Here is a 26,187-nt window from a genome sequence, read left to right as displayed (position 1 = left end):
CAGACGCGCCGGTACCCGGTTTGGCGCGTTTTGGGGTACCCACGCGTCTGCTCGGCAGAATGGGTAGGTGCCCGATATGCGCGCCACGCTCGACGCGGTCTGGCGGATGGAAGCCGCCAAGATCCTGGCCACCCTGACCCGCACGGTCGGTGACGTCGGGCTGGCCGAGGACCTGGCCCAGGAAGCCGCGCTCGACGCGCTGACCCAGTGGCCGTCGACCGGCGTCCCTCGCAATGCCGGGGCCTGGCTGACCAGCGTCGCCAAACGCAAGGCGATCGACCACTGGCGGCGCCGGGACAACCTCGACGCGAAGTACGCCGTGCTGGCCCGTGAACTCGAAACGCACATCGATGAATCATGGGATCCGGACCGCATCGACGACGATGTGCTGCGGCTGATCTTCATCACCGCGCACCCGGTGCTGTCCCGGGAAGCCCAGATCTCGCTGACCCTGCGCATGGTCGGCGGGCTGAGCACCGAGGAGATCGCCAGGGCGTTCCTCACCCCCAAGCCGACCACCGCCGCACGCATCACCCGCGCGAAAAAGGCCCTGGCCGCCGCCAACGCGCCGTTCGAGGTGCCGCCGCGCGACGAGTTCCCGGACCGGCTGTCGGCGGTGCTCGCGGTGATCTACCTGATCTACAACGAGGGCTATTCGGCCTCGTTCGGGGCGCGCTGGATCCGCGACGAGTTGTGCGCCGAGGCGCTGCGGCTGGGCCGGGTGCTGGCCGCCCTGATCCCCGACGAGCCCGAGGTGCACGGCCTGCTGGCCCTGATGGAGTTCCAGTCCTCGCGGTTCGCGGCCCGCACCGACCCCGACGGCAGGCCCGTGCTGTTGGAGGACCAGAACCGGGCTCGCTGGGACCGGGCCCAGATCCAGCGCGGTGTCGCAGCCCTGCAACGCTCCGATGGCGCACGCCGCCAACGGAATTCGGGTTGGGGACCGTACGGGTTGCAGGCCGCGCTGGCCGAATGCCATGCGGTCTCGCCCACCGCCGCCGACACCGACTGGGGCCGCATCGTGGCGCTCTACGACGCGCTGCTGCAGATCGCCCCGTCACCCGTCGTGCAGTTGAACCGGGCCGTCGCCGTCGCCATGAACGACGGCCCGGCCGCGGGGCTGGCAATCCTCGACAGTCTGGACGACTTGCCTCAGGTACCGAGCATCCGCGGCGAGATGCTGGCACGGCTCGGACGGCACGCCGATGCCGCCGCCGAGTTCGAACACGCTGTAGCCCTGACCGACAACGAACGGGAGCGAGACGTGTTGACGCAAAAGATGATCCGGGCCCGCTGTCTTCTGCCGCGGGCGGGCGGCAATTAGCCGTTGCGCGATTTTATGTCCTGCTGCGCCGCCTGATTCGTTGCGTCGGTCGGCGGTTAGGGTTGGTACCACCACCAGTCCGCGAGTTCCCCGGTCGGTCCGGAATACGGTGCGACGGTCGGTGGGGACGTGGTTGTCGGCAGTAGTTAATCTACCCCGTACTATTTACCCCGTGACAGGGTGGCGGACGCCTGCGATCATGCAGCGTTGTCAGGCTAGAGTTGGCTAGGCACGGCCGGTTCAGAACCCCTAGGTCGTTCAAGTTTGACTGCATAGGCAGCTTGGCGTTGTGGTCGAGGGGTGCGGGCCTTGCCGATCAGAACGGGTCAACCTCGCCAAGACCCGAGCGTTATCCTCAAGTACGGGGCCGCCCCTTCATTACGGTCGGTGTCTCCAGTGGCACCGGCAGCGTCAACAGACTCGACAGAGTTCGCGACATCAATCGGACGTGGTAGCCGCCGATACTTCGCCCGGGGATCTCCTGACTCGTGGCCTTCCATGGCAACAAGTGTCCCGAAGCTCCCAACCACCCGTCAACCAGTCGCGTTGTCGCTGTGCAGCACTTCACGTAGGTCGGGGCACATTTCGGCCAGAGCACTGCCAGCCTCATCGACCATGTTGGCAGCCCTGTTGACATTCGCCTCCACGTCGGATGGTTCCTGAGTTGGCCGGTTCACTGCGTCGCGCTGCGTGTGCGCTGCCAGCGCCGCACCATCGGCCCACTTCGTAAGCTGGTCGCTCAACGCTGGCGTCGAGACGGAATCTACTGCGGCGCACAGCTTGTCGCTCATTGCTGTCGCGATCGGCAATCGCAAGGAGCCCGCTTTACTCGCGCGTCTCTGGGGCCGTGTCGGTCGCGGTGTTGGCTGATGTAACCATCGCTGCCCACTGGTTTGCGAGAGGATCGACGGCAGCGCAGTCACACTCCGATGCGAGTATCTGCCTGTTCTCCTGGACCACCCACATAATCGCAATTGCGCTGCACACAACGAGAAAGACCGCTGTCAACAGCCATGGCCAGCGCCGCCGGATCATCATTATTCAGCCGCATGTCCGACGATCGTGGGCCCTGGGTTGGCAAGTCGCCGCTCCTGAGTCCATCCGGCCTCAGAGTCGGGTTGGGCTCAGAAACGGGGGACTCGCCACTCGAAATCGAGTGCGGCCTGGCCGTCCAAGACCGTCTGCTGGGCCGCATGGAGCAGAATTCCCAGCTCAGCGCCGGACAGATGGGTGTGAGACTAAACGAGACACCACGACGTGGGGCGATGCAGCAGAGGAGTGGCGGTTTGAAGGCTGTCTCAGATCTCTAGAAACGAGACGGGACCCTTACAATTCGATTTCCGGGGCTATTCCCAGAAGGGTGGGCGGCCTTGTTGGAGCCAGGTTTTCCAGGTTTGTTCCCAGGCTTTGGGATCAATGTTGGGGAGGTTGGTGACGGTGAGGTTGGTCAGGTGGGGTGCGGTGAGGACAGGTCGGGTGTCGGAGAGCTTTTTGAGGTCGTCGATGATGAGGTCCGTGAGGTCGGTCAGTGCTGTCATGTCGGGTAGGTCGGTGATCTCGCGTAGGTGGTAGAGCTGTAGGTGGCGCAAGCTGGTGACGTGGGAGATGGGACTGAGGTCCGATAGTGCCCCGACTTTGAAGAATGACAGTTTCTCCAGGCGTGTGTCAGCGACAGCGCTGATGTCGGTGATGCTGCCGCGGTTCATGTAGAAGGTGTGCAGGCTGGCCGGCAGGAAGCCCAGGCCCGGGAGTTTGCGGGCGTATCCCAGGCTCAAGGTGGTTAGGTTGGGCAGCGTTTTGAGGGTGTGGAGGTCACGGACTTGGCCGTCGAGCATCAGATAGTCGAGTCCGGTGAGTTCCCTGATCGGCGTGGCCGACAGTGGTTTCGGGCTTTTGAAGATCCGCAACCGTACGCAGGCGTTCAAATGTTGCAGACCGTCAAGAGATTTCAGATAAAACAGATTGCAAGCGAATCGCCGCAGGCTCGGGAAAAAACGCAGAAACTCCAGATCAGTGATCGGGTGTTCGACGAACGGACGGGAACTCCACTCCGGCGTTTCAAGCTGTGAAACATAGAGTTCTTTGTCTGGGCTTTCACTAAGTAACTCGGCCACCTTCTGGTAGTCACCATCGCTGAGCGGTTCGACGATCGACACCCCTGGGCAGTTTGGCGACAGCGGTGCCAGCATCTCATCGGTCAGCGGCGAGGCGACCTCTCGGTAGCCTTCGTCGCTGCCTGAAGTGGTGTCGACCACCAACGTTTCTCCTATTCCGTCACGAGCAAATCCAAAGCGGGCCGCGGCCGATTCAACAGTAGCCTGGACGTCAACGACTTGCCGCTCACGATTGCAAACTCGCCATCGATTACTTGGGCTTTTTGTGGTGTTTCTTGCTCTTCTTCTTTTTCTTTTTCTTCTTGTCTTTTTTCTTCTTATCGGAATTTTTCTTGTCGTCGTTTCTTTTCCCGCCACCTTTAGACTTAGTGGCGGAGGGCGTATCGGATTGCGAGGTGGCGTTGTTGGCTTCGCGCGCCCTGCCGACCGCGGTGTCACGGTGTTGAGACGCGGTGGCCTGGGTGCTCGCCTGCGCTTGATCGTTGCGCATAGCGGCTTGCGGTCGCAGGTTGGGAGACCGAATCACCCCGTCCGGCGGCTCACCATGAACACGAACGTGTTCCCGGATTATCCTTCGGGAGTCCTGTCCGACATATTTTTGGACTGCCGCCCATTCCTCGGGTGTTTTGTCGCCTTTGCCGGCGGGGCCGTTGCATCGAGCACACAGAATCTGGACGTCTTCACCGTTCTCGCCACCGGTGCCGCCGCGCGATTTCGGTGCATCTTTATGGTCGAACTGGGCACGGTCCGGCGGAATCTTGTCTCCCCGTATCGTCTTGCCTTCCTGCCGGAAAACCCGCTGGCCACAGTCGGGGTTCTCGCAGCGCAGATTGCCGTCAGGACTCTTCGACACCCGGTCAGCGGTGACCTGATCCTTAACTTTCGGCGTGATGTCCTTGCCGTCGGTGGCTGGCTTGGGCTTAGCCGCGTCGGGAACCGGTAGGTCAGGGCCGGCCGGGCAGTTGTGGACCAGGACCGATGCGGTTGGGGTGGTGATGTAGAAGGTGTGGGTGGTCTCGATGGTGAGGTCCCACATGTCAGCGTCACCGGCCACCGGGGCGGCCGATTTGACCTGCGCGGCAGCGCCATTGGGTGTGTACAGCGCGTCGCCGTGGCGCAGGTCTTTCGCGTCAATCCAGCCGGGCCCGTAGGCGTTGGTGGGTGTGGTGCTCGCCGCCAGCACGGTGGTGGTGCTGTCCGCGCGGGTGGGGCTGTAGAAGGGGTGCCCGCTGGTGGTGTTGATAACTGCCGAGTCGCCGGCATCGTTGGTGATGGTCAGGTCGAGCAGGTCGGTGTCGTGGTTGACCAGCACCGCCTGCACGGTCTGCGGCCCGGACTGGCCCGAGACTGGATCGGTGGACCACACCCGATCCCCGACGCGCAGCTGGCTGATGGGTCGGTTGGTGCCGTCAGCGAGCAGTACCAATGTGTCCGGGGTGAACGACTGCCCCGCGCACGGAACCTCAGCGGGCCTAGCGGCCGGCGGCGCGTTCGGCGCTTTGGGTGAAACTCCCGGTGTCACTGGTGGTTTCGCGGTACCTGCGGCTGCGATGTCGTCGGCGAGTTGTGTGGGTGGGGTGGGGGTGGTTTTGGCGATGTCGATGACGTCGTCGGTGTGTTTGGTGAGTTGTTCGGCGGCGAGTTCGGCGCCTTCTTTGACGGCTTTTTTGGCCGCGCCTTGTGGGGTGATCATGGAGGCCACACCGAGCACGTTGGAGGCGATGCCGAGGGTTTGGTTGTCTGGCAGTGCGGCGGCGGCGATGTCGACAGCGGCACTGGAGATGTTGACGGTGGCCGAGGCGATCATGGCAGCACCGGCAGGGCCACCGACCCCGGTGACAGCCAACGCGACACCGCCGACGAGCATGGCTGACTCCAGGGGGTTTTCTTTGACGAACCCGCCCACGGCTTTCGCGCCGGAGACGGTAGCCGAGGCGGCGGTGGAGGCCGCCGAGGTCACGCTGTCGGCGACGGAGCTGACCGCGCTGGTGACCGAATCGAACAATCCTGCTGGCAGCGGAGCGCTGCCGGGTCCGCCGACATGGAGGGGCGGATCAACGTAGACCGGCCAGGTGGTGTGCGGTTGGGGGTCGATGACCTCGGCCAACACGTAGAGCTGCGGGGCGAATTGTTTGACCACATACGAGGACGGCACCAGTTTTCCGGTGGCGTCGCGGGTTTCGGCCGGCGAGAACATGCCGACGGTCTCCGCGGTCGGGGTCGCCTTGTTGATGGTCAGATAACCGTTGGTGTGGGCCAGCATGACGGTGTCGGCGGGGGTGCGCACGAAGGTGGTGACCATCCGAGGCCCGCCCGGGTCGCTGATGCGCGCGACGGTGCGGGTGCCGGTGGCGGTGTTTTCGGCCAGCATGTCGAAGCCGGCACCGGCATTCGGATAGACGACCTGCCCACCCGCGGTGTGCTGAGCGTTGCCCAGCCCACCAGGCAGCACCACCTGCACTGGCCCGGCCGGAGTCTGGGCGGTCAGCCCGGCCACCGGGGCGTCGGGCAGACCCGCGCGGCGCTGCTCGGGCGAGACACTCAGATCAGAGCCGACCGACGATTCCGTGAACGCAGCGACCGCTGCCTCGGCGAACCCGTCGGCCGCCGACACCGCGGTAGCCATCTGATCAACCCGTTGCGACGGTGCCGGTGCGACCAGTTGCAGCCCGCCGACGGTGACTGCCACCGCGCACAACGCGGCCAGCCAACGCGCCGGCCACCCCGACCACGCACTGTGCCGACCGGCGCGTAGGAAGTTTCCTGCACCCGCAATCCAGCTACCACCGTCCCGCATGCGATCCCCCGTTCAGCAATCTTGTCAAGAATCAGACAGCTATCGCTTCTCCTGCTTGACGGGACTGTAAGCGGCACCGGCAATAACCGTCAATTACCAGGCATGATGCCAAGCAGCGCAACCGGCCGAACGTTAGGTAGTTTTCCGAATTGGCAAATTAACCCGGCCGGTCCTGACCTGCATTCAGCTACTCAAAGAACCGATGCATCAGCGAGCGTGTGAGCGTTCCGAGTGAATTTGCTCACAGCCGTGTAAAGACTTACAGCGTGGTTCACGTTGAATGGCGAGGTGGCTGCGATTCGCACAACCCGCACAGGTGCCACGACTGGGGACTGTTGAATCCCCGCCCTGGATCAAGCTATCGCGTCGCGGCCCTGGTATGTGCTGAGCATTTGGTGGCGCGTGTCGATCAGGCGGGGATACAGCGACCAGTAGACCGTGAGGCCCGACCAGATCACTATCAGGAAGACTTCCCGCAGCACGACCGGACGTGCCGCGATACACACTTGCACTACCTGGTTGACGAGGAGAAAGCCGCACAGCCATGGCATCCAACGGCGCAGGCCGTTGAGGCCGCGCGACTGAACCCCGGTCAGCTGCGCTGCCGCCTGGCGAATCGCTGGATCAGACGGAACCGGTCCCGTCCCGACCGCCCTGGTGACACTGCGATAGTCCTGCGGGGAAACGCTTTCCAGGCACGCACGGATCGAGGCACGGCCACGCGGGGAGGCGACCGCCAAGCAGAGGTCTGGGTGATCGACCGCTCCGTGTCTGGGTGATCGACCGCTCCGGGTCGGGGTCGGGGTGTGGTTCCAGTTTCACCGCGGTCCGCAACTGAGTGACGGTGGCGAACGCGGCCAACTCGGCATAATGCGCATCGGAGCCATCGGCGGCGCGTTCAGCGAGCACCCCGACCTGATCCAACGACAACCGCCCCCTCGCGTAACCGTCAAGACAGTAGGGGAATTCCTCAGCCCGGCGGGCGACCGCGAGCATGATTTCGGCATTGTGCGGGGTGATGCCGGTCTTCCACGCCACCCAAGCCTTGACCGAGCGGGCACCGGTCAACCCGCACAACTCGTCACGATCCATCTCCGCGACAAGGTCCACAATCTGCCCGTCGATCGCATTGCGCTGACCACACAGCTCCGCCAACTGCGCACACAACCTCTCCAACCGCTCCCTGGGACTCACTCCAGAAGCCAAAGACGTTGTGGTCGTGGACATAACACCATTATCACAAGGGGCACCGACAAAAACTGACCGGCTGAATGGCGCATCAGATGTCTACGAAGCCGACGAGTTTGCCTGCCGCACCCGGAATTCGCCACAGTGACGCTCGAGGAGTTCAGCCACGGCCGCTGTAGCGGCCCGCAAGGCACCGCCGTCCGACGCGGCCATCCGCACCACCCAGCCTGCCGCGTTCGGCAGATCGCTCACGCCGACATAGACCGCCCCTGGATCAGTGAGCGATTCTAAGACGGGTATCTGGGCCGTCATCGCCCTATCGAACCCGGTCCCCAGCAGGTAGACGGTCCCAAACGCGGTGGGAGCCCGCCGAACCCGCGGCATCGCGTTCAGCAGCTGCGCGTCCAGCGCCAGCAGCGTCCCGTCCGGAGCCGAGACCGCGACGCGTGATTCGTAGCCGCCGAACACGTTGTCGGTCAGATCGGGGTGCAGCACCATGGAGTCGGCCAGCACGGCCCAGCCACCCGACTCGACGACCACCTGCGTGTGCTGACGGTAACGGGCGTGCGGCGTGAGGATGCGCGGCGATGGGTCGAGCAGCAGCCGGCTGGTTCCATCCACCCGTACAGACGTGTCCTCGACGGCCGCTACACCGCCCTCAATCCCGCTGACCGTCGTGGCGCCCTGGCCGCGCACCGTGACCCAGCCGCCGTCGACGACACTCACGCGCTGCGCGACGACGTCGCCGGGGATGATGGTGCCCGCGGCATTCTGGATGGTCACCGACCCTCGGCCCGGCCGGGCCGCGTCGGCGAACACTCGGCCGACCAACAGTGGCCACCGGTAGCGGCGTCGGGTCAGGACGGTGCGCCCAGCCACACCGGCGAACACGAGGTCGAGCGCGGTGTTCACACGAACAGCACTTCGCGGTCAAGGACGTCCATCACGGCGTCGACACCCTGTCCGCCGCGCGCGCTGATCGCGACAACGGGCCGCCCGCCGCGAACTTCGTCGGCTTCCTGGCACATCAACGACAGGTCGACCCCGACGTGCGGCGCCAGGTCGACCTTGTTGATGACCAGCAGATCACAGCGCAATACGCCGGGCCCACGCTTGCGCGGGATGTCGTCTCCACCGGCCACGTCGATCACGAACAGCCAGTAGTCCACGAGATCCCGCGAGAACGTCGAGGCCAGATTGTCACCACCGGATTCGAGCAGAATCAGCTCGGTGTCCGGGAATTCGGCTTCCAGCGCGTCGGCGGCCGCCATATTCAGCGACGGGTCCTCGCGGATGACAGTGTGCGGGCATCCTCCGGCCTCGACGGCCCGCACCCGGCGAGGGTCGATCAGCCCTGACCGCCGGATCCGTTCAGCGTCCTCGATCGTCACCAGATCGTTGGTGATCACCGAGACCGACCGACCGCGGTGGGCGAACGCCGCGAGCAGCGCCTCGACGAGTGCGGTCTTGCCGGACCCGACCGGGCCCCCGATACCGATGCGGGCCGCTCTCAGAGCCACGGTCATCGCAGCAGGTACTTTCTCGAAAATGACAGTGTAGCAGCTGGTTCCGCGGTCAGGAGGACACCGTCGGCGCGGACGTCGAAGGTGCGGGCATCCACCTCGACGTGCGGCACAGCGTCATTGCGGACCATTTCCTTTTTGCGCAAGCCGCGCACCGACTTGATCGGCAGCACGTTCTTGCGCAGGCCGAGTCGTTGCGGAACACCCGCGTCGAGTGCGAGCCTCGACATGAATACGAATCCCAGTTCTGCGGCGGCGTCCCCGAGGGCGCCCCAGTTGGGGCGTTGCAGGATCGGTTCCGACGACGAGATGGAGCCGGCCGCGTCGCCGAGTGCGGCCCACGTGACGAAGCCATTCTTGAGCACGGCCTTGGGTTTAACACCGAAGAACGCGGGATCCCAGATGACCAGGTCGGCGACCTTGCCGGCCTCGACCGAACCGATGTGAGCGTCGGCACCCACCGAGATGGCCGGATTGATCGTCAGTTTCGCGATGTAGCGCTTGACACGTTCGTTGTCGGCGGCCGCGGTGGTCTCATCCGGCAACCGCCCAACCCGCTGCTTCATCACGGCGGCGAGCTGCCAGCAGTTGGTGATGTTCTCGGCCACCCGGCCCATGCCTTGGGTGTCGCTGCCGAAGATCGAGATGGCTCCCATGTCGTGCAGAAAGTCCTCGGCCATCATGGTCTGCGGCCGGATCCGTGCCTCAGCGAACGCAATGTCCTCCGGCGCTTCCCAATTCATGAGATGTGCCACCATGGTCATCGGCACGCCCTCATCAAGACCACCCAACGTGTAGGGATTAGTCGGGTTTGTGGTGCCGGGGATGACGTTGTCGTAGCTGACGCACCGGATCAGATCCGGCGCATGCCCGCCGCCCGCACCTTCCACGTGGTAGAGGTGGATGGTCCGGTCACCGACCGTCGACATCGTTGTCTCGGAGAACCCGAACTCGTTGATCGAATCGGTGTGCAGGTGCACCGCGAAGTCCGCGGAATCGGCTGCCTCAAGGGTCTTGTCAATGATGGCCGGCGACGCCCCGAAATCCTCGTGGATCTTGACCGCGCCGGCGCCGGCCGCCACCATCTCCAGAACAGCGGACGGATCCGAGGAGCCCCGCCCGAACGGGACGTAGTTCATCGGGGTGTACTCGCCGGCTTTGAGGAACAACCCGAGATTGCGCGGCCCGCCCGTGGCGACCTCGAACGACGGGCCGAGCGATCCCCCGATGAGCGTGGTGGTTCCCGTCGACAGTGCGTGCTCGGTCTGCTGCGGGGAGATCAGATGCGCGTGGGTCTCGATCGCCCCCGCGGTGACGATCATCCCCTCGGCGGGAATCGGGGTGGTACTGGTGCCGACGACCAGTCCCGGGGTCACGCCGGGCATGGTGTCGGGGTTGCCCGCCTTACCCAGGCCGACGATCCTGCCGTCCCGAATGCCGATGTCGCATTTGATGACTCCAGATATCGCGTCGATGACGAGTGCATTGGTGATGACATAGTCGAGGGCGCCGTCGGCCGACTTCGACGACGGCCGGTACCCCTCGCCGTCGCGCACCGCCTTGCCCGCCCCACTGACCAATTCGAAGCCCGGGACCGTATGGTCATGTTCGACCTCGACAAACAGATCCGAGTCCGCGAGGCGGACCCGGTCGCCCGTGGTGGGTCCGAACATCCTGGCGTAGGAACGCCGATCGATGGTTGTCATAGTGCCGCCTCGCGTGCTCCGTCGGCATCCAGCGGACCGTTGACCCGCCCCGAGAACCCGTGGATGACCCGGTCCCCTGCCATCGGCACCAGCGTCACCTCGACCGGGATGCCCGGTTCGAATCGGACACCTGCGCCGGACGCGACGTCCAGTTTGTGGCCCCACGCGGCCCGACGGTCGAACTCCAGCGCAGAGTTGACCTCGAAGAAATGTGACTGGCTCCGAACCTGGATGTCGCGGTCCCCGCGGTTGACGACGGTCAGGGTGATCCGCTCGACCCCACCGAACAGCTCGACCGGATCGTCGCCCACGATGACCTCACCCGGCCGAATATGATCGTCACCTGGGGTAATCGGGTCGACCAATGTCACGAGCTTGGTGCCGTCCAGGAACGGCGCGTCCACCATCACGATGCGCACCAGATCGGGCACGCCCGGTTCACACTGCCCGGCCTCCAGTAGCGATGTGGCGCGGTCGATCACCTCGTCGTAGGCCAGGTTTTTGCGGGCCGCGAGCATGACCACATCGGTCAGCAACGCCACCGCCTCCGGATGGCTCAGCAGGATGCCCTCGCGCAGGTTGCGCCGGGCCAGTTCCGCCGCGGCGAAGACGGTCAGCCGCTCCAGTTCGGTGGGCGTCAAATTCACATGGGCTCCTTCGGAATGCGAACGGTTAGCTGGCGAACAGCCGCACGCCGTCACCGCGGCGCTGGGCCGCGATGTCGGCGTAGGCCGTGAAGGCACTTGGGCGTTCAGGCGGCTCCGCGTTGAGCACGTCGAGCACCAGCGGGGTCAACGCGGTCACCACGCGCTGCGCACCGAGGTGCCCACAGATGCCGAGTCGCAGTGCAGCACCGGTGATTCCGGAAAGCACCTGCCACGCGGCCACGGTCTCGGCCGTCCGCAGGGTCAGACCGGCGGCCCTGAAACACACAGCTTGTGCCACCGCCAGGTGGCCCGGCGCGATCCCGGCCAGCACTCGCGCCCGGTAGTCGGCCACCACGGGATCGATGACGGCCGCGCAGGTCGCCAGCATGGCCGCACCACTGCGACGCGAGGCCTCCCGTAAGACCGACAGCGTCGCGACGGCCTCGGCGAAGGCATCGGCGTCGGCCGGGTCGGGCTGGGCCCAGGCTTGCCGCAGGACCACCCGATCACACCGGTGCCACCGGCCGATGAGCTGTTCGGCGGCGAACGCCGCGACGTCGTCCTCGTCGCACACCCACCCGTCGCGGTGGGAGCCTTCAAGCCCCGACGAGAAGGCAAACCCGCCGGACGGGAACGCGCTGTCGCCGAACCGGATCGCGGCGAACAACTGCGCCGGGTCTGTCATGGCACTTCGATGCGGCCGCTGTCGAGCAGGTCGGCGACGCGGGCGGTGTAGTCGGCGGCCGGCCCCTCCAGGTGGACCACCAATGTGTCGTCGCGCTGGCCGACCTTCCAGTGCAGGTGTCCGGCAAGGAATCCCAGCCGCAGCGCGGACGCGGGATCGGCGGCCCGCAGGGTAAGGGTCCGCGGCGCCCCGGCGCGCACCACCACGGCACGATCGGCCTCCAACAGCAGGACCGCACCGTCGGCGAGGCCGGTGTCCCGTGACAGCACCACGGCGTAGTCGGTGCCGGCATCCGAGGTCACCCGTAGCCGCTTGCGATCGAGGTCATGCGTGTCCAGGTGGATGTACTCGACGGCCCGGTGATGACGCAGCTCGTGTAACCGGGCCGCGACATTCCCGTCGGTCACCCACCCGACGATGCCATCAAGGATCCGCGGACCCGCCATCTACGCGACTTTCTCCCGGACCGGAGCGATCCTGCCGACGACATCGCTCGCCTGTTCCAATGCGTAGCCGAACTGCAGGATCTCGGGCTCGGCGAACGGCTTACCGAGGATCTGCACACTCAGCGGCAACCCTTCGGTGGTGAAGCCCGACGGCACCGACAGCGACGGCAGACCGGTGACGTTCGCCGGTGCCGACAGGCGCACATAGGCGGCCGTCGCAGCCTCGACCGAGCCGTCGGCCCACCGCACGAACGGATCCGAGCGCAGCGTCGCCGGCGCGACGACGGTGGGCGCGACCAGGACGTCGATCGAGGCGAACATATCCTTCCATGCGGCCTGGATCAGCGTGCGCAACCGCAACGCGTTGACGTAGTCGGTGGCCAGCTGCGCCGCCCCGATCTCCAGCAGCGTGCGCACCTCATCGGTGTACTTCTCGGGCGAGTTGCGCAGGTAATCCTGGTGGTAGGCGGTGGCTTCGGGCATCATGATGGCCCACTCGGTTGGGGTGATGTGCTCGGCAATCGGAATCTCGACCTCGACCAACTCGGCGCCGAGTCCCTCGAACTTCGCGGCCGCGGCCGTTGCGGCCGCGGCCACCTCCGGGTCGACCTGATCGGTGAAGAAGTTGACGGGGATACCGATCTTCTTGCCGGCCACCCCGGCGTCGATGCCGGTGACCATGTCCGGCACCGGAAGATCGGCTGTGCCAGGGTCGCGACGGTCATATCCGGATATTGCGGACATCACGAGTGCCGAGTCGATCACGTTGCGGCTAAGCGGCCCCACATGATCGAGCGACCACGACAGCGAGGTGACGCCGACCCGCGAGGCCCGACCGAACGTCGGCTTGAGCCCGACCGTCCCGCACAGGGCCGCCGGGATCCGGATCGACCCGCCGGTATCGCTGCCCAGTGCGACATGTACGACACCTGCGGCCACCGCGGCGCCCGATCCTCCGCTCGATCCGCCCGGCGTACGATCCGGTGCCCACGGGTTGCCCGTCGTGGGCGTGGTCGCTCCATAGGCGAATTCGTGCGTATGGGTCTTGCCGATCATCACCATCCCGGCGTCATACAGCTTGGCGACGGACGCCGAATCGGCCTCGGGCACATAGTCTGCCCGCTGCGCCGAACTCGACGTCGTCTTGACTCCGGCGGTGTTGTACAGATCTTTCACCCCGAGCGGAATCCCGTGCAGCGGACCGCGGTAGCCACCTGCACCGATCTCTTCTTCGGCGATCCTGGCCTGCTCGAGCGCGATTTCCGGTGTGGTGGTGACGAACGCTCCGAGGGCGGGCTCGACTTCATCGAGCCGGGCGAGCGAAGACTGGACAACCTCGACCGGTGAGACCTCCTTGGTGCGGATCTTCTCGGCCACCTCGATCAACGGGAGTTCATAGAGTTTCAACGTCATTCCTCTCTCGTCAGGACCAGTGGGCTTTGAAGCCGGCCGCGGGCACGGTCTCCCCGAGTCCGGGCGTGGATACCTGCCGGATCAATGCCAGCGTCGACAAATAGGTTTCGTGATCGGCTGCGATGTGTTCGGCCGATACCGGCAGCTCTGCATACTCGAACACTGCGGCCACCTGGGTAGCCGACGGGCTGAAATTGCTGTCTGACATGGACTCTCCTTATATATCGGGGGTTCTGTCGACATAGTCGACGAGGGCTTCGAACGCTCGTCCGGCACCCAGGACAGTTGCGTCGGCGCCGGGGCGGCCCATGAGCTGCAGGCCGACCGGTAGGCCGTCACCGCCGAAGCCGGCGGGCACGGTCAGTGCGGGCATGCCGGTGACGTTGGCAGGTACGGTCAATGCATTGACGCCCGCGAGCACCGTGACCGACCGGCCGCCAAGTTCGATATGGGTGGACCCGTACGGTGGCGCGGTCATCGCGATCGTCGGCGAAATCAGCACGTCGACACCCGAATCGAACACGGCCTGCATACCGGCGATCACCGCGGCACGCGCCCGCAGCGCGTCGAGGTATTCGACTCCGGTGTAGGCCGCGCCGACCCGCAACGCCTCCCGGACATCCGGTGCGAACCTGTCGCGCCGGGTGCCGACCTGCTCAGCGTGCCAGGCCGCGGACTCGACACCGCAGACCACATCGACTACCGCGGGGCACAACTCGACATCGGCGAATTCGACGGATCTGATCACGGCGCCGGCGTCTTCGAGGGTGTGTACGCCGTCGGCGAACACGGCGGCGACGTCGGGGGCAAGCCGGTCACAGAAGTACCTCTCGGCCACACCCACGGTTAGGCCGGCCAGCCCGCGGTCGAATTCGGCACGCAGGTCGCCGACAGCGGTGGGCGAACTGTACGGATCCTCCGGGTCGTAGCCTGCGATGGCCTCCAGCAGCGCCACGGTGTCGTCAACCGTACGGCCCAGCGGTCCCGCATGGTCAAGGGTGAAGCTCAGCGCGCTCACTCCACTCCGGCTGACCATTCCGTATGTCGGCTTGTGCCCGGTGACGCCGCACAGCGCCGCCGGGATGCGGATCGAGCCACCCGTATCGGTGCCCAGGCCCGCCGTCACGATTCCCGCCGCGATCGCGGCGCCGGTTCCTCCGCTCGAACCACCCGGGATCCGGTCGAGCGACCATGGGTTGCGGGTCGGCGGTGTGTTCACCCCGTAGGCGTATTCGTGCGTTGTCGCCTTGCCGAGGATGATCGCACCGGCATCACGCAGACGGCGCACCGTGTGCGCGTCCCGGGCCGCCGGGCGGTCCGGGCTGCCGAGAGAGCCGTTGCCGGTGCGGTACCCGGCGACATCGTAGATATCTTTCACGACAACCGGTATCCCCCACAGCGGACCCGGCGGCGTGGCGGGCCGGCGCCGTTCCGCGGCCTGGAGGGCGTCGTCGGCGAACACCTCGGCGAAAGCGTGGATCTTGTCGTCGACGCTGTAAATCCGGGCCAATGCGCCGCGGACCAGGCCGACGGGCGTGAGTTCACCGTCGTCGATCCGGGTTCGCAGCTCCGGAATGGTCGGGTTGGTCAGCGATTCGGTCACGCGATCACTCCGGTCAATTCGGGTTCCAGTACCGCGTCGACCAGCTTGCGGGTGATATCGGTGGCGGGTGCCGTGAGCAATCGGTCCACCGGGCCGGTCTCCACCAGCCTGCCGTGGTCGAGCACACCGGCGTGCTCACACATGTGCTCGACCAGTGCGAGATTGTGGGTGATCAGCAGCATCGTGAGTTTGCGCTCCCGCTGAAGGTCTTTGAGCAGGTTCAGAATCTGTGCCTGCACCGAGACGTCGAGCGCGGCCGTCGGCTCGTCGAGCACCACGAAATCCGGATCGGTGATCAGCGCCCGGGCAATGCCGAGCCGCTGCCGTTGGCCGCCCGAGAACTCGTGGATGTAGCGGTCATAGTGCGAGGGCAACATGCCTACCCGGTCAAAGAGCTCAAGCACCTTCGTCCGGGCGTCACCGGGTAATGCCATCCGAAAAAGCTTGAGCGGATATGCAATCTGGGAACCCACACTGCGTCTCGGGTTGAATGCGGAGCCGGAATCCTGGAACACGATCTGAACTTGCCGACGGTAGCGGCGCATATCCAGATCGGACAGGCCGACAAGTTCGTTGCCGTCGAACGTCACCGATCCCGACGTCGGCTTCTCCAGCCCGAGGATCATCCGACCGGTGGTCGTCTTACCCGAGCCGGATTCGCCGATCAGCCCGTAGGTTTCGCCGGCGAGGATATCAAGGCTGACCGAGTCGACCGCGACGAACTCGCTGCGCTTGCCGTCCTCACCGCGAACGGCGAAAACCTTTTTCAAATCGGTGACGGCGACTTTCGGTTCACTATGCGACATCGGACTTCTCTTTCGTGGTGTCGCCGTGGAACTCGAACAGCCGGCGGTCCGCCCGCGGAATGGACCTGGCCGTGTCGGTGAGGTGCAGACGCGGCACTGCACGCATGAGTCCCTGCGTATAGGGATGGCGGGGATTGTTGAGCACCTGAGCCGCGGTACCCGACTCCAGAACATCCCCGCGGCGCATCACGGTGACATCGGTGCACACGTGCGCGACCACACCGAAATCGTGGGTCACCAACAGGATCGAGGTGCCCAGTTCCCGGTTGATCTCGACCAGCAGGTCGAGGATCTGCTTCTGCACGGTCGCGTCGAGCGCGGTGGTCGGCTCGTCGGCCAGCAGCAGTTCCGGCCGGCACGCCAGCGCGATGGCGATCACCACGCGCTGACGCTGTCCCCCCGACAGTTCATGGGGGTAGGCCTTCATCCGGCGCTTCGGGTCGGGTAGCGCCACCAGCTCCAGCGCTTCGAGCGCCTTGGTGCGGGCGGTGGCCCTGTCCACCTTCTGATGCAGCCGGATCACTTCGATGAGCTGCGCTCCGATGGTGAACGACGGGTCGAGAGCCGACAGCGCATTCTGGGAGACCAGCCCGATATGCGACCCGCGGATGGCACGCATCTGCCGGTCGGTCTTGTCGAGCAGATTGTCACCGCGGAAAAGGATCTCGCCACTGGTGATACGCGCCCGGTTGGACCCGAGCAGGCGCAGGACGGCCAGCGAGGTCACCGACTTGCCTGATCCCGACTCGCCCACCAGACCGAGGATTCCGCCGTTGCGCACCGCGATATCGGCGTTTTTCACCGCGTGCACCACGCCGGTGTCGGTGTGGAAGTCGACCGTCAGGTTCTTGACGTCCAGTGCCGCGTGAGTTTCTACGGTCATCAGCTGGTCTGCTTTCGCGGATCGAGGGCGTCGCGGATGCCGTCGCCGATGAGGTTGAAGGCGAGCGAGACGACGAGAATGACCAGACCCGGGATGGTCGCGACGTGGTAGATGCCTTCCAGCAGCACGTTCTTGCCGTCGGCCGTCATGATGCCCCAGTCCGGGGTGGGCGGGATGACGCCGACGCCGAGGAAGCTCAACCCGGAGGCGACGACGATCATCAGGCCGCACAGCGTGGTCGCATACACGAGTAGCTGCACGACGACGTTCGGCATGAGTTCGCGGAACATCAGCAGCACCGGATTGGCCCCGTAGGCGCGCGCCGCCTCGGTGTAGTCCTTTCCGGCCTCCTGCACGGTGGCGGTATAGGCGACGCGAGCCATGTACGGGATCAAGGTGATTCCGATCGCGAGCATGACATTTCCCAGCCCCGCCCCGAGCACCGCCGACAACGCGATCGCCAGCAGCACGAGCGGGAAGGCGAACAACACGTCCAGCACCCGCATCAGCACCTCACCGGCGCGGCTGCGTTTGAACCCGGCGAACAGACCGATCAGCAACGCCAGCGGGAACACCACCACGATCGGCACCACAGCCACCGTCAGTGAGTTGCGTCCGCCATAGAGCAGGCGGGTCCAGATGTCGCGGCCCTGCCCGTCGAGCCCAAGCCAGTGCCCCTCGGTCCCGATCCCGGCGAGCCGGTTCACGGGGTCGCCCGCGGTGGGACTGTACGGCGTGAGCAGCGGCGCAGAAATCGAGGCCAGCGCAACCAGCGCGAGCACAACCAGCGACAACACCGCTATCCTGTCGCGGCTGAACGCACGGACGGCCAAACGCCACTGTGGTTTCGGGGTATCGGATTCGGCGGGCAGATGACCGCCGGCCGAGGACCGGCGGACTTTCAGGAATTCCCGGCCCATGCCCGCGGCGCCGGCGAGGGTACTCATGCTCCGACCTTTCTCCTGGTACGCGGATCGAGCAGACCGACCGCGCCGTCGGCGATCAGATTGATGATCACGAAGGCCAGCGCGATGAACAGCACACCGGCCTGCACGACGGGGATGTCACGTTGTGTGATCGACGTGTAGAGCTGCTGACCGAGACCCGGCCAGCCGAAGACGACTTCGACGAACACCACGCCCCCGAGCAGATAGCCCACCTGCAGACCGATGATGTTGACGATGGGCGGCAACGCATTACGGAGCGCATGACGCCACAGCACCGAGTTGGTCGACAGGCCGGACGCGCGCAGGGTGCGGATGTAGTCCTGCTGCAGAATGTCGATCATCACGCTGCGGGTCATCCGGGCCACCACCGCGAGCGGCACGAGCGCGGCCGCGATCGCCGGAAGGATCAGGTGGGCCAGCAGATCTCCGAATCCTCCAGGGAATCGAGGGTTGTACATACCCGAGGTAGGCAACCAACCGAGGGTGATCGCGAAGACGCCGATGAGCAGCAGGCCGAACCAGTACACGGGGACGCTCGCGCCGGCCAGCGAGATGACCATAGAGGCACGGTCGAAGATGCTGTACTGCTTGTGCGCAGCAATGACCCCGAGCGGCAGCGCCACCACGATGCACAGCAGCAGCGCAGCGACGGTGAGGATCATGGTGTTGGCGAACCGCGGCACCATGATGTCGGTGACCGGTGCGTTGACCGTCAGGGACCGGCCCAGATCGCCCCGCAGCAAACCACCGAGATAACTGAAGAACTGCACGGGCAGCGACCGATCCAGACCGAGTTCGGTCCGCAGCGCGGCCACCGCCTCGGCCGTCGCCCCCGAACCGAGGATGGTCACGGCAGGGTCGCCCGGTACCAGTTGCAGCAGCAGGAATACGACCAAGCTGACTCCGAACAGTACGAGAACTGTTGACAGCAGTCGACTTCCGATGACACTGGTCATTGTTAAAGCCTCACTGTTCTAGCCGCACGGTCGTCAGGTCGTACCATTCCTCACTCGCCGAGACGAAGCCGGAAACATACGGGGCCAGGACATATGGGGCCTTGTCGTTGACAATGGGCACCAACGCTGCGTCGTCGCTGACGATGTTGTTGGCCCGGTGCCACCACCGGGCGGCCTCATCCGGGTCGAGGGCCGTGATCGCGTTGTGCATCGCTTTGTCCAGGGCCGGATTGGCGTAGTAGCCGACGTTAGGGCCGTCCGGCGCCTGCAGTTCTGACGATGTCACGATGTAGAGCCAGTACGGGCTGGTCATGCCCCACGACATCTGCGCCATGCCGACACCGTCCTGCATGCCGCGCGCCCACACTCCCAGGTACGAGATCCATTCCTGGGTCTGGATGTGGACGTTGATTCCGATCTCGGCGAGGTTCTGCTGGACGAACTCGGCCATCTGCGCCGGCATGATCTGCCCGGAGCCGTCGGTCGAGGTGATCAGGGTGGTCTGGAACCCGTTGCCCAGCCCCACCGATGCCAGCAGTTTGCGTGCCTTGTCGAGGTTGCGCTCGTAGGCGTCGCGACGCTCGACATACCCTCCGGCTGACAGCGCCTGAACCCCGTAGGCGGCGTTCACCGAACCGCGCAACAGGTCTCGCGCCATGCCCTCACGGTCGACCGCGAGGTTGATCGCCTCACGCACCTGCGGGATCGAGGTGTATTTGTCTTTCATGTTGAACGACAGGTACCAGGTGTGGGGCGGGATGCCTTCGGACAGTTGATAGCCCTCGTTGACGAGGTTGTCGATGCTGTCCGGATTGGGCACCGCGATCATGTCGACGTCGCCGGACCGCAGCGCCGCCGTCCGTGCCGACGGATCCGGCAGCGGCCGGAACACCACGCCGTCGAGTGCCGGTACCGTGCCCCAGTAGTCGTCATTGCGTACCAGGTCGATTCGTTCGCCGCGGATGCGTTCTTTGAACTTGAACGGCCCCGTCCCGACGGGATGGTCGGCGACGTCGTCGCCGTACGTTTGCAGCGCGGTCGGACTGATGATCGCGGCCGATCCGTTACCACCCTGCGCGAGCATCCGGAGAAATTCCGAGAAGGGTTGATCCAGGCGGACCTTCAGCGTGTGGTCGTCGACGGTCTTTACCGATTGGACGAACTTCCAGACGAAGCTCGTCTGCCCGGCCGCCCTGGCCGAGTACATCGGTGAGTTCTTGTCCCACATACGGCGGATGTTGTATTCGACCGCCTGGGCGTTGAGCGGTGTGCCGTCGTGGAAGTGGACTCCATGGCGGATGTGGAAGGTGTATTCGAGCCCGTCGGGCGAGATATCCCACGACTCGGCCAGTCCCGGGCGCAGCGGTGGCACCGTGGCCTGCGCGGACGGGATGCTGAGATCTTCGTCGACGAGAGGTTCGAAGATCTGGCGGTTGATCCGCCAGGTGACCCAACCGCCGGCGACCTGCGGATCGAGAATGTCGGCTTCGGACTCGATCGCGATCACGAAGACATTGCCCGTATGCACGGGCCCGCGCGAGCAGCCGGCCAACGACGCGATTCCGAGGATCGCGATCACACCGGCCGCGAACAGCCGTACCACCGCGCGCCGCAACGTTCGTGGCGGTTCATGCGTCATCCGTGAGTCCTCCAGCGGTGACGAAGACGACCGTCGGAACCGGCACCCCACAACGGCGAGCGATGCGCCCCAACGAGTTCGAGATTCACAGTAGGTAGCACTCCGCCCCGGCGGAATACGTCAACCGACGTAATTTTCTCTGAATGCGGTGCCAAACATCAGATTACGATGGCACACCGATGTACCGGGCAGCTCCGGCGAGCCACCCGGAATCCCGCCTGTCTTACCGCGGGTCGACGAGTTCCAACTCCGTGGCCTGTACCGCTGCCGCAACCCGGTTGGACACGCCCAGCTTTCGCAGCACCCGCTCGACGTGAGTGCTGACGGTCCGTGGTGACAGATACAACTGATCGCTGATCTCGGTATTCGACAACCCACCCCGCAACAGAGCCAGGATCTCTTGCTCACGGCGGGTCAGGCAGGTTCGGGCCCGCGCGCGCACCCGTGACATGTACGTCGTGAACAACGGTCGAACGTTTTCGACCGCGTCGCGGCTACGCTCCGAGAACTCAGGTCGCTCCATGTTGGCCTGGCACATCCCGACGACGTCGCCGGTGCCGTCGTGCAGCACCATGAGGAACCCGTTGCTGAATCCTTCCGGTCGCAACACTTTCGCCCCGCTGTACGACTCGCGGAACTCCGGAACGTCGCCCCAGTCCCATACCCGGGTGTGGTCGGCGAACTGCCGCGAGAATTCGGGCTTCGCCTGGATGTCCGACGTCAGGTAGCCCGCCACTGCTTCGGAGTAGCCCACCGAGTTGACCAAGCTGAACCCGTTGGCACCGGGTGTCTGGTAAGCAAGCAGGAAGGTGTCGCACCGCGCCTCGAGACGCAGGAAGTCAATGGCCCCGCGAACCCGCACCTCAGTGTCGGTCGACACCATGTCGGCGGCGATCGACGCGAAATCCCGCACGTCGCCGCCCACGCCGATCATCGTCGCCCTCCATGCTCACTACATCGCCAACACGTAGTTGACTATGAGTGAGCGTCAACGAGGTTCGGGGCCTGTTTCTTCGCGGTTACGGGCTGCGTGAGATGTCCCACATCCGGTGTTCGTAACATGGTGCCATGGCCAAGGCGGTGTTGTTCGATTTCTCCGGGACCCTCTTCCGCCTCGAGGAGGATGAAAGCTGGTTCACCGGGATGGCCGTGGACGAGCGCGAGGTCGACGGGCATGTGCAGGCCGAGTTGATGCGCCGGCTCACCGCGCCGACCGGGCGCTCGGTACAGATGAGCGATGAGCAGTACCACGCCTGGGTCAACCGCGACCTGGCCCCGCACCTGCACCGCGAGGCCTATCTGCACGTGCTGCGGGAGTCCGGCCTGGCCGATCACCACGCCGAAACGCTGTACGCCAGGGTGATCGACCCGACCAGCTGGACCGCGTACCCCGACACCGTCGCAGTCCTCAAATCTCTTAAAGGACAAGGTATTCGAACTGCGGTGGTGTCCAACATCGCATTCGACGTGCGGCCGGCGTTCACCGCGGCCGGGGCCGACGGCTACGTCGATGCGTTCACGCTGTCCTTCGAGGTGGGCGCGGTCAAACCGGACCCGGCCATCTTCGGCCATGCGCTGCAGCAGCTGGGCGTGCCCGCCGAGGACGCCGTCATGGTCGGCGACAGCGAGGAGGCCGACGGCGGCGCGCGGGCCCTGGGCTGCCGGTTCGCCCTGGTCGACCCGCTGCCTACCGCGCAGCGGCCCGACGGACTTGTCGCAGCGCTGAGGAACTGCGGCATCGCGGCCTAGGCTGGCAGCCATGGCCCAGGAACGAATCCGACCGCCGTGGTGGCTCAAATACGTCAACAAGGTGATGATCGGGCTGAACAAGCTCGGCGTCGGCGGCCGCAAGGGCCCCGTCGTATTGACCATGGCCGGCCGCAAGACCGGTAAACCGCGCTCGACGCCGGTCACCCCGATGACCGTCGACGGCGCACGATACGTCGTCGGCGGGCTGCCTGGCGCGGACTGGACGGCCAACGCCAGGGCCGCCGGCGAGGCGACGGTGCATCAGGGCCGGCGCCCGCAACGGGTCAGGATGGTGGAGATCCCCGCCGAGCAGGCCCGGCCGCTGCTGCGCCAGTTCCCCATCCTGGTGCCCACCGGCGTCGGCTTCATGAAGAATGCCGGGCTGGTCACCGGGCCCAATCCCGACGAGTTCGAAGCCCTCGCCGACCGCTGCCCGGTGTTCCGCCTGGACCCGATATAGGCCGGCCTAAACGTGCGGGGCCTCCTTGATGGTGCTGTCCTGCTTACCGACGGTCTGACAGAAGGTCTGCACCGCCAACCGGGTCCCGGTGATCTGCAGCTGGGCCGGGTCGGCGCCCTTCTCGTCCTTCAGCATCTTGGCCACCGCGTCGTTCTGGCCCTTCTCGTCGGCGCCGATGAAATCCTTGCACTTGGTGTCACCCCCGGTGACCGACGGTGAACATCCGACCAGCAGCAAACCCGTGGCCAACCCCGCGAACACCACACCTGCCGAGCGCTTCATCTTGTCCCCTCCCTGTAAGCGGCCCCGGTTATCGGCACCGGAACGCACCATAGCCGAGCGTTTACATACCCATGGGCGCAGCCGGCAAAACCTCGCTCTACAGTCGAACGGGTGACCAGCCAAACCAGCAACCCGTTCGATGCCTCAGTCTGGGAGCCGGTTCCCGGATTCGACCTGACCGACATCACCTACCACCGCCACATCGTCGACAGTGTGCGGCAGCCGACGGTGCGGGTGGCCTTCGACCGCCCCGAGGTGCGTAACGCGTTCCGGCCGCACACGGTCGACGAGTTGTACCGCGTGCTCGACCACGCCCGGATGTCACCCGACGTCGGCGTGATCCTGCTGACCGGCAACGGCCCCGCGCCAAAGGACGGTGGCTGGGCGTTCTGCTCCGGCGGGGATCAGCGCATCCGCGGCCGCACCGGATACCAGTACGCCGCAGGGGAAACCGCCGACACCGTGGATGCGGCGCGGGCCGGCCGGCTACACATCCTGGAGGTGCAGCGGCTGATCCGATTCATGCCCAAGGTGGTGATCTGCCTGGTCAACGGGTGGGCCGCCGGCGGTGGGCACAGCCTGCACGTGGTCTGCGATCTGACCCTGGCCAGCCGCGAGCACGCCCGGTTCAAGCAGACCGACGCCGATGTCGGCAGCTTCGACGGCGGATTCGGCAGCGCCTACCTGGCGCGGCAGGCCGGGCAGAAGTTCGCCCGCGAGATCTTCTTCCTGGGCCGCAGCTATGACGCCGAGACCATGCACCAGATGGGGGCGGTCAACGAGGTGGTCGACCACGCCGACCTGGAGACCGCCGGGCTGCAGTGGGCCGCCGAGATCAACGGCAAGTCCCCGCAGGCGGTTCGGATGCTGAAATTCTCGTTCAACCTGATCGACGACGGACTGGTCGGCCAGCAGGTGTTCGCCGGTGAGGCAACGCGTTTGGCGTATATGACCGACGAGGCCGTGGAGGGCCGCGACGCGTTCCTGCAGAAGCGCGACCCCGACTGGAGCGCGTTCCCCCGCTACTTCTGACGCGATTTCGGTGCATCTGGTAACGGTGAGCGTTACCAGATGCACCGAAATCACTCGGCTTCGGCGACGGCGCGGCGGGCGTCGCGGTTGGTCTTGATCAGGCTGACCACGGTCGTGACGGTCAGCGTGACCACGATGAACAGCAGCGAGGTCACCGTGCCGACCTCGGGCAGGTGGAACGAGCCGAACTCGTCGAGGTGCGAACCGTGCAGCGCCTCGATGATGAGCTTGATACCGATGAAGCCGAGGATGACGGCCAGGCCCTTGCTGAGGTACACCACCTTCTCCAGCAGACCCTCGATCAGGAAGTAGAGCTGGCGCAGCCCCATCAGGGCCAGCGCGTTGGCCGTGAAGATGATGTACGCGTCGCTGGTCAGGCCGAAGATCGCCGGGATCGAGTCCAGCGCGAACACCACGTTGGCCATGCCGATCGCCGCGATGACGATGACCAGCGGGGTGAGCATGCGCCGCTTGTCGACGCGGGTCAGCAGCCTGCGGCCGTCGTAGTCCTCGCTGATCGGCAGGATGCGGTGCAGGAAACGCAGCACGGCGTTGTTGTGGAAGTCGGGTTCCTCGTCCGGATCCTCCAGGGCCAGCTGGATCGCGGTGTAGACCAGGAAGCCGCCGAGGATGTAGAACACCCAACTCGCGGCGGCGATGGCCGCGGCACCGGCGAAGATGAAGGCCGCGCGCATCACCAGCGACAGCACGATGCCGATGTAGAGCACCTTGTCCTGGGCCAGCGCGGGCACCGAGAACCGGGCCATGATGATCATGAACACGAACAGGTTGTCGACGCTCAGGCTGTATTCGGTGATGTAGCCCGCGACGAACTCCTGACCCGCGGAGCCCGGCGCGAAGATGAACAGCCCCACCGCGAACAGTACGGCCAGCCCGACATAGACCAGCACCCAGCGCACCGCGTCCTTGGTGGTGACGGTCCGTTGCCTGCGGGCGATGACCACCAGGTCGAGGACGATGATCGCCAGTAACACCACGACGGTGATGATCCAAACCAGCGGGGACACAACAGAAACCACGAGCAACCTCCGGACGCCACAAAGCAACGGTCCGGAGGTCTCTTCCGCCCTCGGCCTTGGCCGGGACCGACACCGCCGGGCCGGCCATGAGGCCTTCCGTGATGACGACGGTGCCGCGCGAGGAATACTCCCCTCCAACTGGCGAGAACTATAGCCCGTCGATGCAACTCCGTCATCTCGGGGCGGCCTCACGAAACCGTTGTGCCGCTTGATTTCCCAGCATTTTCACAGCTGTCTACCAGGTTCGGCTGGGCGCGTTGCCTCACCTTTTCCTTCGCGAGCAGACGCGCGCGTACCCTGGAATGCGCGTTTTCGGGTACCGACGCGTCTGCTCGCGCCAGGTCAGGCTAGGGGCGGAATCGGGTCTGACCGTGCGGCGCCTTCGCGAACGCCAGCACCTTGGTCGGCGTCACCCGGAACACCGGGGCGGCCTCCCCCTCTGGGTCGAAAACCTCGTCGTCACAATCGAAATCCCAATCCTCGCCGTACTTGGTGCGATACGCATCGGCCAGAGCCGTCAGCGTGGCCCGACCGGAGACCCGCTCGGCCAGGCCCTCGACGACCACGTCCAGACCGCGGTTCCAGGTGTTGGACCCCGTCGTCACCGCCACCGCGGTGCCGTGTTCGAGGTTGCGGGCCTTCTGCTCACCGACCCCGGTGCAGAACACGAATCCGCCGTCGACCCAGATGCCGACCAACGGGGTGACGTGCGGGCGTCCGTCGCCGCGGACGGTGGTGAGCCAGTACAGCTCGGCCTCGGTGAGGGCGTCGTCGACGGCGGGCCACTCGGTGGGTCGGGTCGCCTCGCTGAATCTCTGGTCGAGCTTGCCGGTGATGGTCATACCGGTATCGACCGCGCGGAGGCCGCCAACTCATCGCGAGCAGACGCGTCGGTACCCGGAACACGCCATTTTCGGGTACGCCCGCGTCTGCTCGCCGAATGAGGG

27 protein-coding genes are annotated in these 26,187 nt (G+C 65.4%); 4 read left to right on the top strand and 23 right to left on the bottom strand.

Going from position 1 to position 26,187, the window contains the following annotated elements; all coding sequences use genetic code 11:
- Positions 1-76: 76 nt before the first annotated feature.
- Complete coding sequence (locus tag ACWDTP_RS05720; protein WP_450017480.1) at positions 77-1,324, top strand: RNA polymerase sigma factor; 1,248 nt, start codon at positions 77-79, stop codon at positions 1,322-1,324.
- 533 nt (positions 1,325-1,857) lie between these two features.
- Here ACWDTP_RS05720 and ACWDTP_RS05715 read toward each other — a convergent pair.
- The 20 genes from ACWDTP_RS05715 to ACWDTP_RS05620 all read right to left on the bottom strand — a co-directional run bounded on the left by ACWDTP_RS05715 (position 1,858) and on the right by ACWDTP_RS05620 (position 21,611).
- On the bottom strand, positions 1,858-2,115 hold the full coding sequence (locus tag ACWDTP_RS05715) for a hypothetical protein (RefSeq protein ID WP_450017452.1): 258 nt from the start codon (positions 2,113-2,115) through the stop codon (positions 1,858-1,860).
- 555 nt (positions 2,116-2,670) lie between these two features.
- Entirely contained in the window at positions 2,671-3,579 is a 909-nt protein-coding gene (locus ACWDTP_RS05710) for a hypothetical protein (RefSeq protein ID WP_450017450.1), read from the bottom strand.
- Positions 3,580-3,688: 109 nt separating this feature from the next.
- The gene (locus ACWDTP_RS05705) at positions 3,689-6,052 is read right to left on the bottom strand and encodes a polymorphic toxin-type HINT domain-containing protein (RefSeq protein ID WP_450017448.1); all 2,364 of its coding nucleotides are present in this window, start codon (positions 6,050-6,052) and stop codon (positions 3,689-3,691) included.
- Between the two features lie 536 nt (positions 6,053-6,588).
- Positions 6,589-6,975, bottom strand: coding sequence for a hypothetical protein (locus tag ACWDTP_RS05700; RefSeq protein WP_450017484.1), 387 nt, complete (start codon positions 6,973-6,975; stop codon positions 6,589-6,591).
- Positions 6,860-7,462: a DUF222 domain-containing protein gene (locus tag ACWDTP_RS05695; RefSeq protein WP_450017446.1), complete on the bottom strand. Its 603-nt coding sequence runs from the start codon at positions 7,460-7,462 to the stop codon at positions 6,860-6,862. The genes ACWDTP_RS05700 and ACWDTP_RS05695 overlap by 116 nt, the downstream gene beginning before the upstream one ends.
- A 60-nt stretch (positions 7,463-7,522) precedes the next feature.
- Positions 7,523-8,335: an urease accessory protein UreD gene (locus ACWDTP_RS05690; RefSeq protein ID WP_450017444.1), complete on the bottom strand. Its 813-nt coding sequence runs from the start codon at positions 8,333-8,335 to the stop codon at positions 7,523-7,525.
- Positions 8,332-8,949 (bottom strand): urease accessory protein UreG, encoded by a 618-nt coding sequence (ureG, locus tag ACWDTP_RS05685; RefSeq protein ID WP_450017442.1) that lies wholly within the window; start codon positions 8,947-8,949, stop codon positions 8,332-8,334. Before ureG ends, ACWDTP_RS05690 begins: the two co-directional genes overlap by 4 nt.
- Entirely contained in the window at positions 8,946-10,652 is a 1,707-nt protein-coding gene (gene ureC, locus ACWDTP_RS05680) for an urease subunit alpha (protein WP_450017441.1), read from the bottom strand. Before ureC ends, ureG begins: the two co-directional genes overlap by 4 nt.
- Positions 10,649-11,299, bottom strand: coding sequence for an urease subunit beta (ureB, locus tag ACWDTP_RS05675; RefSeq protein ID WP_450017439.1), 651 nt, complete (start codon positions 11,297-11,299; stop codon positions 10,649-10,651). The genes ureC and ureB overlap by 4 nt, the downstream gene beginning before the upstream one ends.
- A gap of 25 nt (positions 11,300-11,324) precedes the next feature.
- Complete coding sequence (locus ACWDTP_RS05670; RefSeq protein WP_450017437.1) at positions 11,325-11,984, bottom strand: urease accessory protein UreF; 660 nt, start codon at positions 11,982-11,984, stop codon at positions 11,325-11,327.
- Positions 11,981-12,430 (bottom strand): urease accessory protein UreE, encoded by a 450-nt coding sequence (gene ureE / locus ACWDTP_RS05665; RefSeq protein ID WP_450017435.1) that lies wholly within the window; start codon positions 12,428-12,430, stop codon positions 11,981-11,983. The genes ACWDTP_RS05670 and ureE overlap by 4 nt, the downstream gene beginning before the upstream one ends.
- Positions 12,431-13,843: an amidase gene (locus tag ACWDTP_RS05660; RefSeq protein ID WP_450017433.1), complete on the bottom strand. Its 1,413-nt coding sequence runs from the start codon at positions 13,841-13,843 to the stop codon at positions 12,431-12,433. It lies immediately after the preceding gene.
- Positions 13,844-13,853: 10 nt separating this feature from the next.
- Positions 13,854-14,051: a hypothetical protein gene (locus ACWDTP_RS05655; protein ID WP_450017431.1), complete on the bottom strand. Its 198-nt coding sequence runs from the start codon at positions 14,049-14,051 to the stop codon at positions 13,854-13,856.
- Between the two features lie 9 nt (positions 14,052-14,060).
- Positions 14,061-15,446, bottom strand: a complete 1,386-nt coding sequence (locus ACWDTP_RS05650; RefSeq protein ID WP_450017429.1) for an amidase — start codon at positions 15,444-15,446, stop codon at positions 14,061-14,063.
- The gene (locus ACWDTP_RS05645; RefSeq protein ID WP_450017427.1) at positions 15,443-16,252 is read right to left on the bottom strand and encodes an ATP-binding cassette domain-containing protein; all 810 of its coding nucleotides are present in this window, start codon (positions 16,250-16,252) and stop codon (positions 15,443-15,445) included. Before ACWDTP_RS05645 ends, ACWDTP_RS05650 begins: the two co-directional genes overlap by 4 nt.
- Entirely contained in the window at positions 16,242-17,135 is an 894-nt protein-coding gene (locus ACWDTP_RS05640) for an ABC transporter ATP-binding protein (RefSeq protein WP_450017425.1), read from the bottom strand. The genes ACWDTP_RS05645 and ACWDTP_RS05640 overlap by 11 nt, the downstream gene beginning before the upstream one ends.
- Positions 17,135-18,082, bottom strand: coding sequence for an ABC transporter permease (locus ACWDTP_RS05635; protein WP_450017423.1), 948 nt, complete (start codon positions 18,080-18,082; stop codon positions 17,135-17,137). The genes ACWDTP_RS05640 and ACWDTP_RS05635 overlap by 1 nt, the downstream gene beginning before the upstream one ends.
- Complete coding sequence (locus ACWDTP_RS05630; protein WP_450017421.1) at positions 18,079-19,038, bottom strand: ABC transporter permease; 960 nt, start codon at positions 19,036-19,038, stop codon at positions 18,079-18,081. Before ACWDTP_RS05630 ends, ACWDTP_RS05635 begins: the two co-directional genes overlap by 4 nt.
- A 10-nt stretch (positions 19,039-19,048) precedes the next feature.
- Positions 19,049-20,677 carry an ABC transporter substrate-binding protein gene (locus ACWDTP_RS05625; protein WP_450017419.1) on the bottom strand — a complete coding sequence of 543 codons (1,629 nt, stop codon included), beginning with the start codon at positions 20,675-20,677 and terminating at the stop codon, positions 19,049-19,051.
- Between the two features lie 223 nt (positions 20,678-20,900).
- Positions 20,901-21,611: a helix-turn-helix domain-containing protein gene (locus ACWDTP_RS05620; RefSeq protein ID WP_450017417.1), complete on the bottom strand. Its 711-nt coding sequence runs from the start codon at positions 21,609-21,611 to the stop codon at positions 20,901-20,903.
- A 134-nt stretch (positions 21,612-21,745) separates the two neighbouring features.
- On the opposite strand from ACWDTP_RS05620, the gene ACWDTP_RS05615 reads away from it, so the two are divergent.
- Both ACWDTP_RS05615 and ACWDTP_RS05610 read left to right on the top strand, forming a co-directional pair.
- A complete protein-coding gene (locus tag ACWDTP_RS05615) occupies positions 21,746-22,426 on the top strand; it encodes an HAD family hydrolase (protein ID WP_450017415.1) in 681 nt (226 codons plus the stop codon).
- Positions 22,427-22,436: 10 nt separating this feature from the next.
- Positions 22,437-22,886 (top strand): nitroreductase family deazaflavin-dependent oxidoreductase, encoded by a 450-nt coding sequence (locus ACWDTP_RS05610; RefSeq protein WP_450017413.1) that lies wholly within the window; start codon positions 22,437-22,439, stop codon positions 22,884-22,886.
- A 6-nt stretch (positions 22,887-22,892) separates the two neighbouring features.
- Here the strand turns inward: ACWDTP_RS05610 and ACWDTP_RS05605 are convergent, their stop codons facing one another.
- The gene (locus ACWDTP_RS05605) at positions 22,893-23,168 is read right to left on the bottom strand and encodes a hypothetical protein (protein WP_450017411.1); all 276 of its coding nucleotides are present in this window, start codon (positions 23,166-23,168) and stop codon (positions 22,893-22,895) included.
- Between the two features lie 111 nt (positions 23,169-23,279).
- On the opposite strand from ACWDTP_RS05605, the gene ACWDTP_RS05600 reads away from it, so the two are divergent.
- The gene (locus ACWDTP_RS05600) at positions 23,280-24,200 is read left to right on the top strand and encodes a 1,4-dihydroxy-2-naphthoyl-CoA synthase (protein ID WP_450017409.1); all 921 of its coding nucleotides are present in this window, start codon (positions 23,280-23,282) and stop codon (positions 24,198-24,200) included.
- Positions 24,201-24,250: 50 nt separating this feature from the next.
- Here ACWDTP_RS05600 and ACWDTP_RS05595 read toward each other — a convergent pair whose 3' ends face one another.
- Together ACWDTP_RS05595 and ACWDTP_RS05590 are read right to left on the bottom strand one after the other, a co-directional pair.
- The gene (locus tag ACWDTP_RS05595; protein WP_450017407.1) at positions 24,251-25,228 is read right to left on the bottom strand and encodes a TerC/Alx family metal homeostasis membrane protein; all 978 of its coding nucleotides are present in this window, start codon (positions 25,226-25,228) and stop codon (positions 24,251-24,253) included.
- A gap of 359 nt (positions 25,229-25,587) precedes the next feature.
- Positions 25,588-26,082, bottom strand: coding sequence for a pyridoxamine 5'-phosphate oxidase family protein (locus tag ACWDTP_RS05590; protein WP_450017405.1), 495 nt, complete (start codon positions 26,080-26,082; stop codon positions 25,588-25,590).
- Positions 26,083-26,187 lie beyond the last annotated feature (105 nt).

This window comes from Mycobacterium sp. NPDC003449 (genome assembly GCF_053588415.1).
The sequence above is the reverse complement of the archived record's forward strand: the minus strand, read 5'-3'. Positions and strand labels throughout refer to the sequence as shown.

Excerpts from the sequence above, each read along its gene's own strand:
- ACWDTP_RS05720 (WP_450017480.1), top strand. The coding sequence starts at position 77 with ATGCGCGCCACGCTCGACGCGGTCTGGCGGATGGAAGCCGCCAAGATC.
- ACWDTP_RS05715 (WP_450017452.1), bottom strand. The coding sequence starts at position 2,115 with ATGAGCGACAAGCTGTGCGCCGCAGTAGATTCCGTCTCGACGCCAGCG.
- ACWDTP_RS05695 (WP_450017446.1), bottom strand. The coding sequence starts at position 7,462 with ATGTCCACGACCACAACGTCTTTGGCTTCTGGAGTGAGTCCCAGGGAG.
- ureG (WP_450017442.1), bottom strand. The coding sequence starts at position 8,949 with ATGACCGTGGCTCTGAGAGCGGCCCGCATCGGTATCGGGGGCCCGGTC.
- ureC (WP_450017441.1), bottom strand. The coding sequence starts at position 10,652 with ATGACAACCATCGATCGGCGTTCCTACGCCAGGATGTTCGGACCCACC.
- ACWDTP_RS05670 (WP_450017437.1), bottom strand. The coding sequence starts at position 11,984 with ATGACAGACCCGGCGCAGTTGTTCGCCGCGATCCGGTTCGGCGACAGC.
- ureE (WP_450017435.1), bottom strand. The coding sequence starts at position 12,430 with ATGGCGGGTCCGCGGATCCTTGATGGCATCGTCGGGTGGGTGACCGAC.
- ACWDTP_RS05660 (WP_450017433.1), bottom strand. The coding sequence starts at position 13,843 with ATGACGTTGAAACTCTATGAACTCCCGTTGATCGAGGTGGCCGAGAAG.
- ACWDTP_RS05655 (WP_450017431.1), bottom strand. The coding sequence starts at position 14,051 with ATGTCAGACAGCAATTTCAGCCCGTCGGCTACCCAGGTGGCCGCAGTG.
- ACWDTP_RS05645 (WP_450017427.1), bottom strand. The coding sequence starts at position 16,252 with ATGTCGCATAGTGAACCGAAAGTCGCCGTCACCGATTTGAAAAAGGTT.
- ACWDTP_RS05640 (WP_450017425.1), bottom strand. The coding sequence starts at position 17,135 with ATGACCGTAGAAACTCACGCGGCACTGGACGTCAAGAACCTGACGGTC.
- ACWDTP_RS05635 (WP_450017423.1), bottom strand. The coding sequence starts at position 18,082 with ATGAGTACCCTCGCCGGCGCCGCGGGCATGGGCCGGGAATTCCTGAAA.
- ACWDTP_RS05630 (WP_450017421.1), bottom strand. The coding sequence starts at position 19,038 with ATGACCAGTGTCATCGGAAGTCGACTGCTGTCAACAGTTCTCGTACTG.
- ACWDTP_RS05625 (WP_450017419.1), bottom strand. The coding sequence starts at position 20,677 with ATGACGCATGAACCGCCACGAACGTTGCGGCGCGCGGTGGTACGGCTG.
- ACWDTP_RS05620 (WP_450017417.1), bottom strand. The coding sequence starts at position 21,611 with ATGATCGGCGTGGGCGGCGACGTGCGGGATTTCGCGTCGATCGCCGCC.
- ACWDTP_RS05615 (WP_450017415.1), top strand. The coding sequence starts at position 21,746 with ATGGCCAAGGCGGTGTTGTTCGATTTCTCCGGGACCCTCTTCCGCCTC.
- ACWDTP_RS05610 (WP_450017413.1), top strand. The coding sequence starts at position 22,437 with ATGGCCCAGGAACGAATCCGACCGCCGTGGTGGCTCAAATACGTCAAC.
- ACWDTP_RS05605 (WP_450017411.1), bottom strand. The coding sequence starts at position 23,168 with ATGAAGCGCTCGGCAGGTGTGGTGTTCGCGGGGTTGGCCACGGGTTTG.
- ACWDTP_RS05590 (WP_450017405.1), bottom strand. The coding sequence starts at position 26,082 with ATGACCATCACCGGCAAGCTCGACCAGAGATTCAGCGAGGCGACCCGA.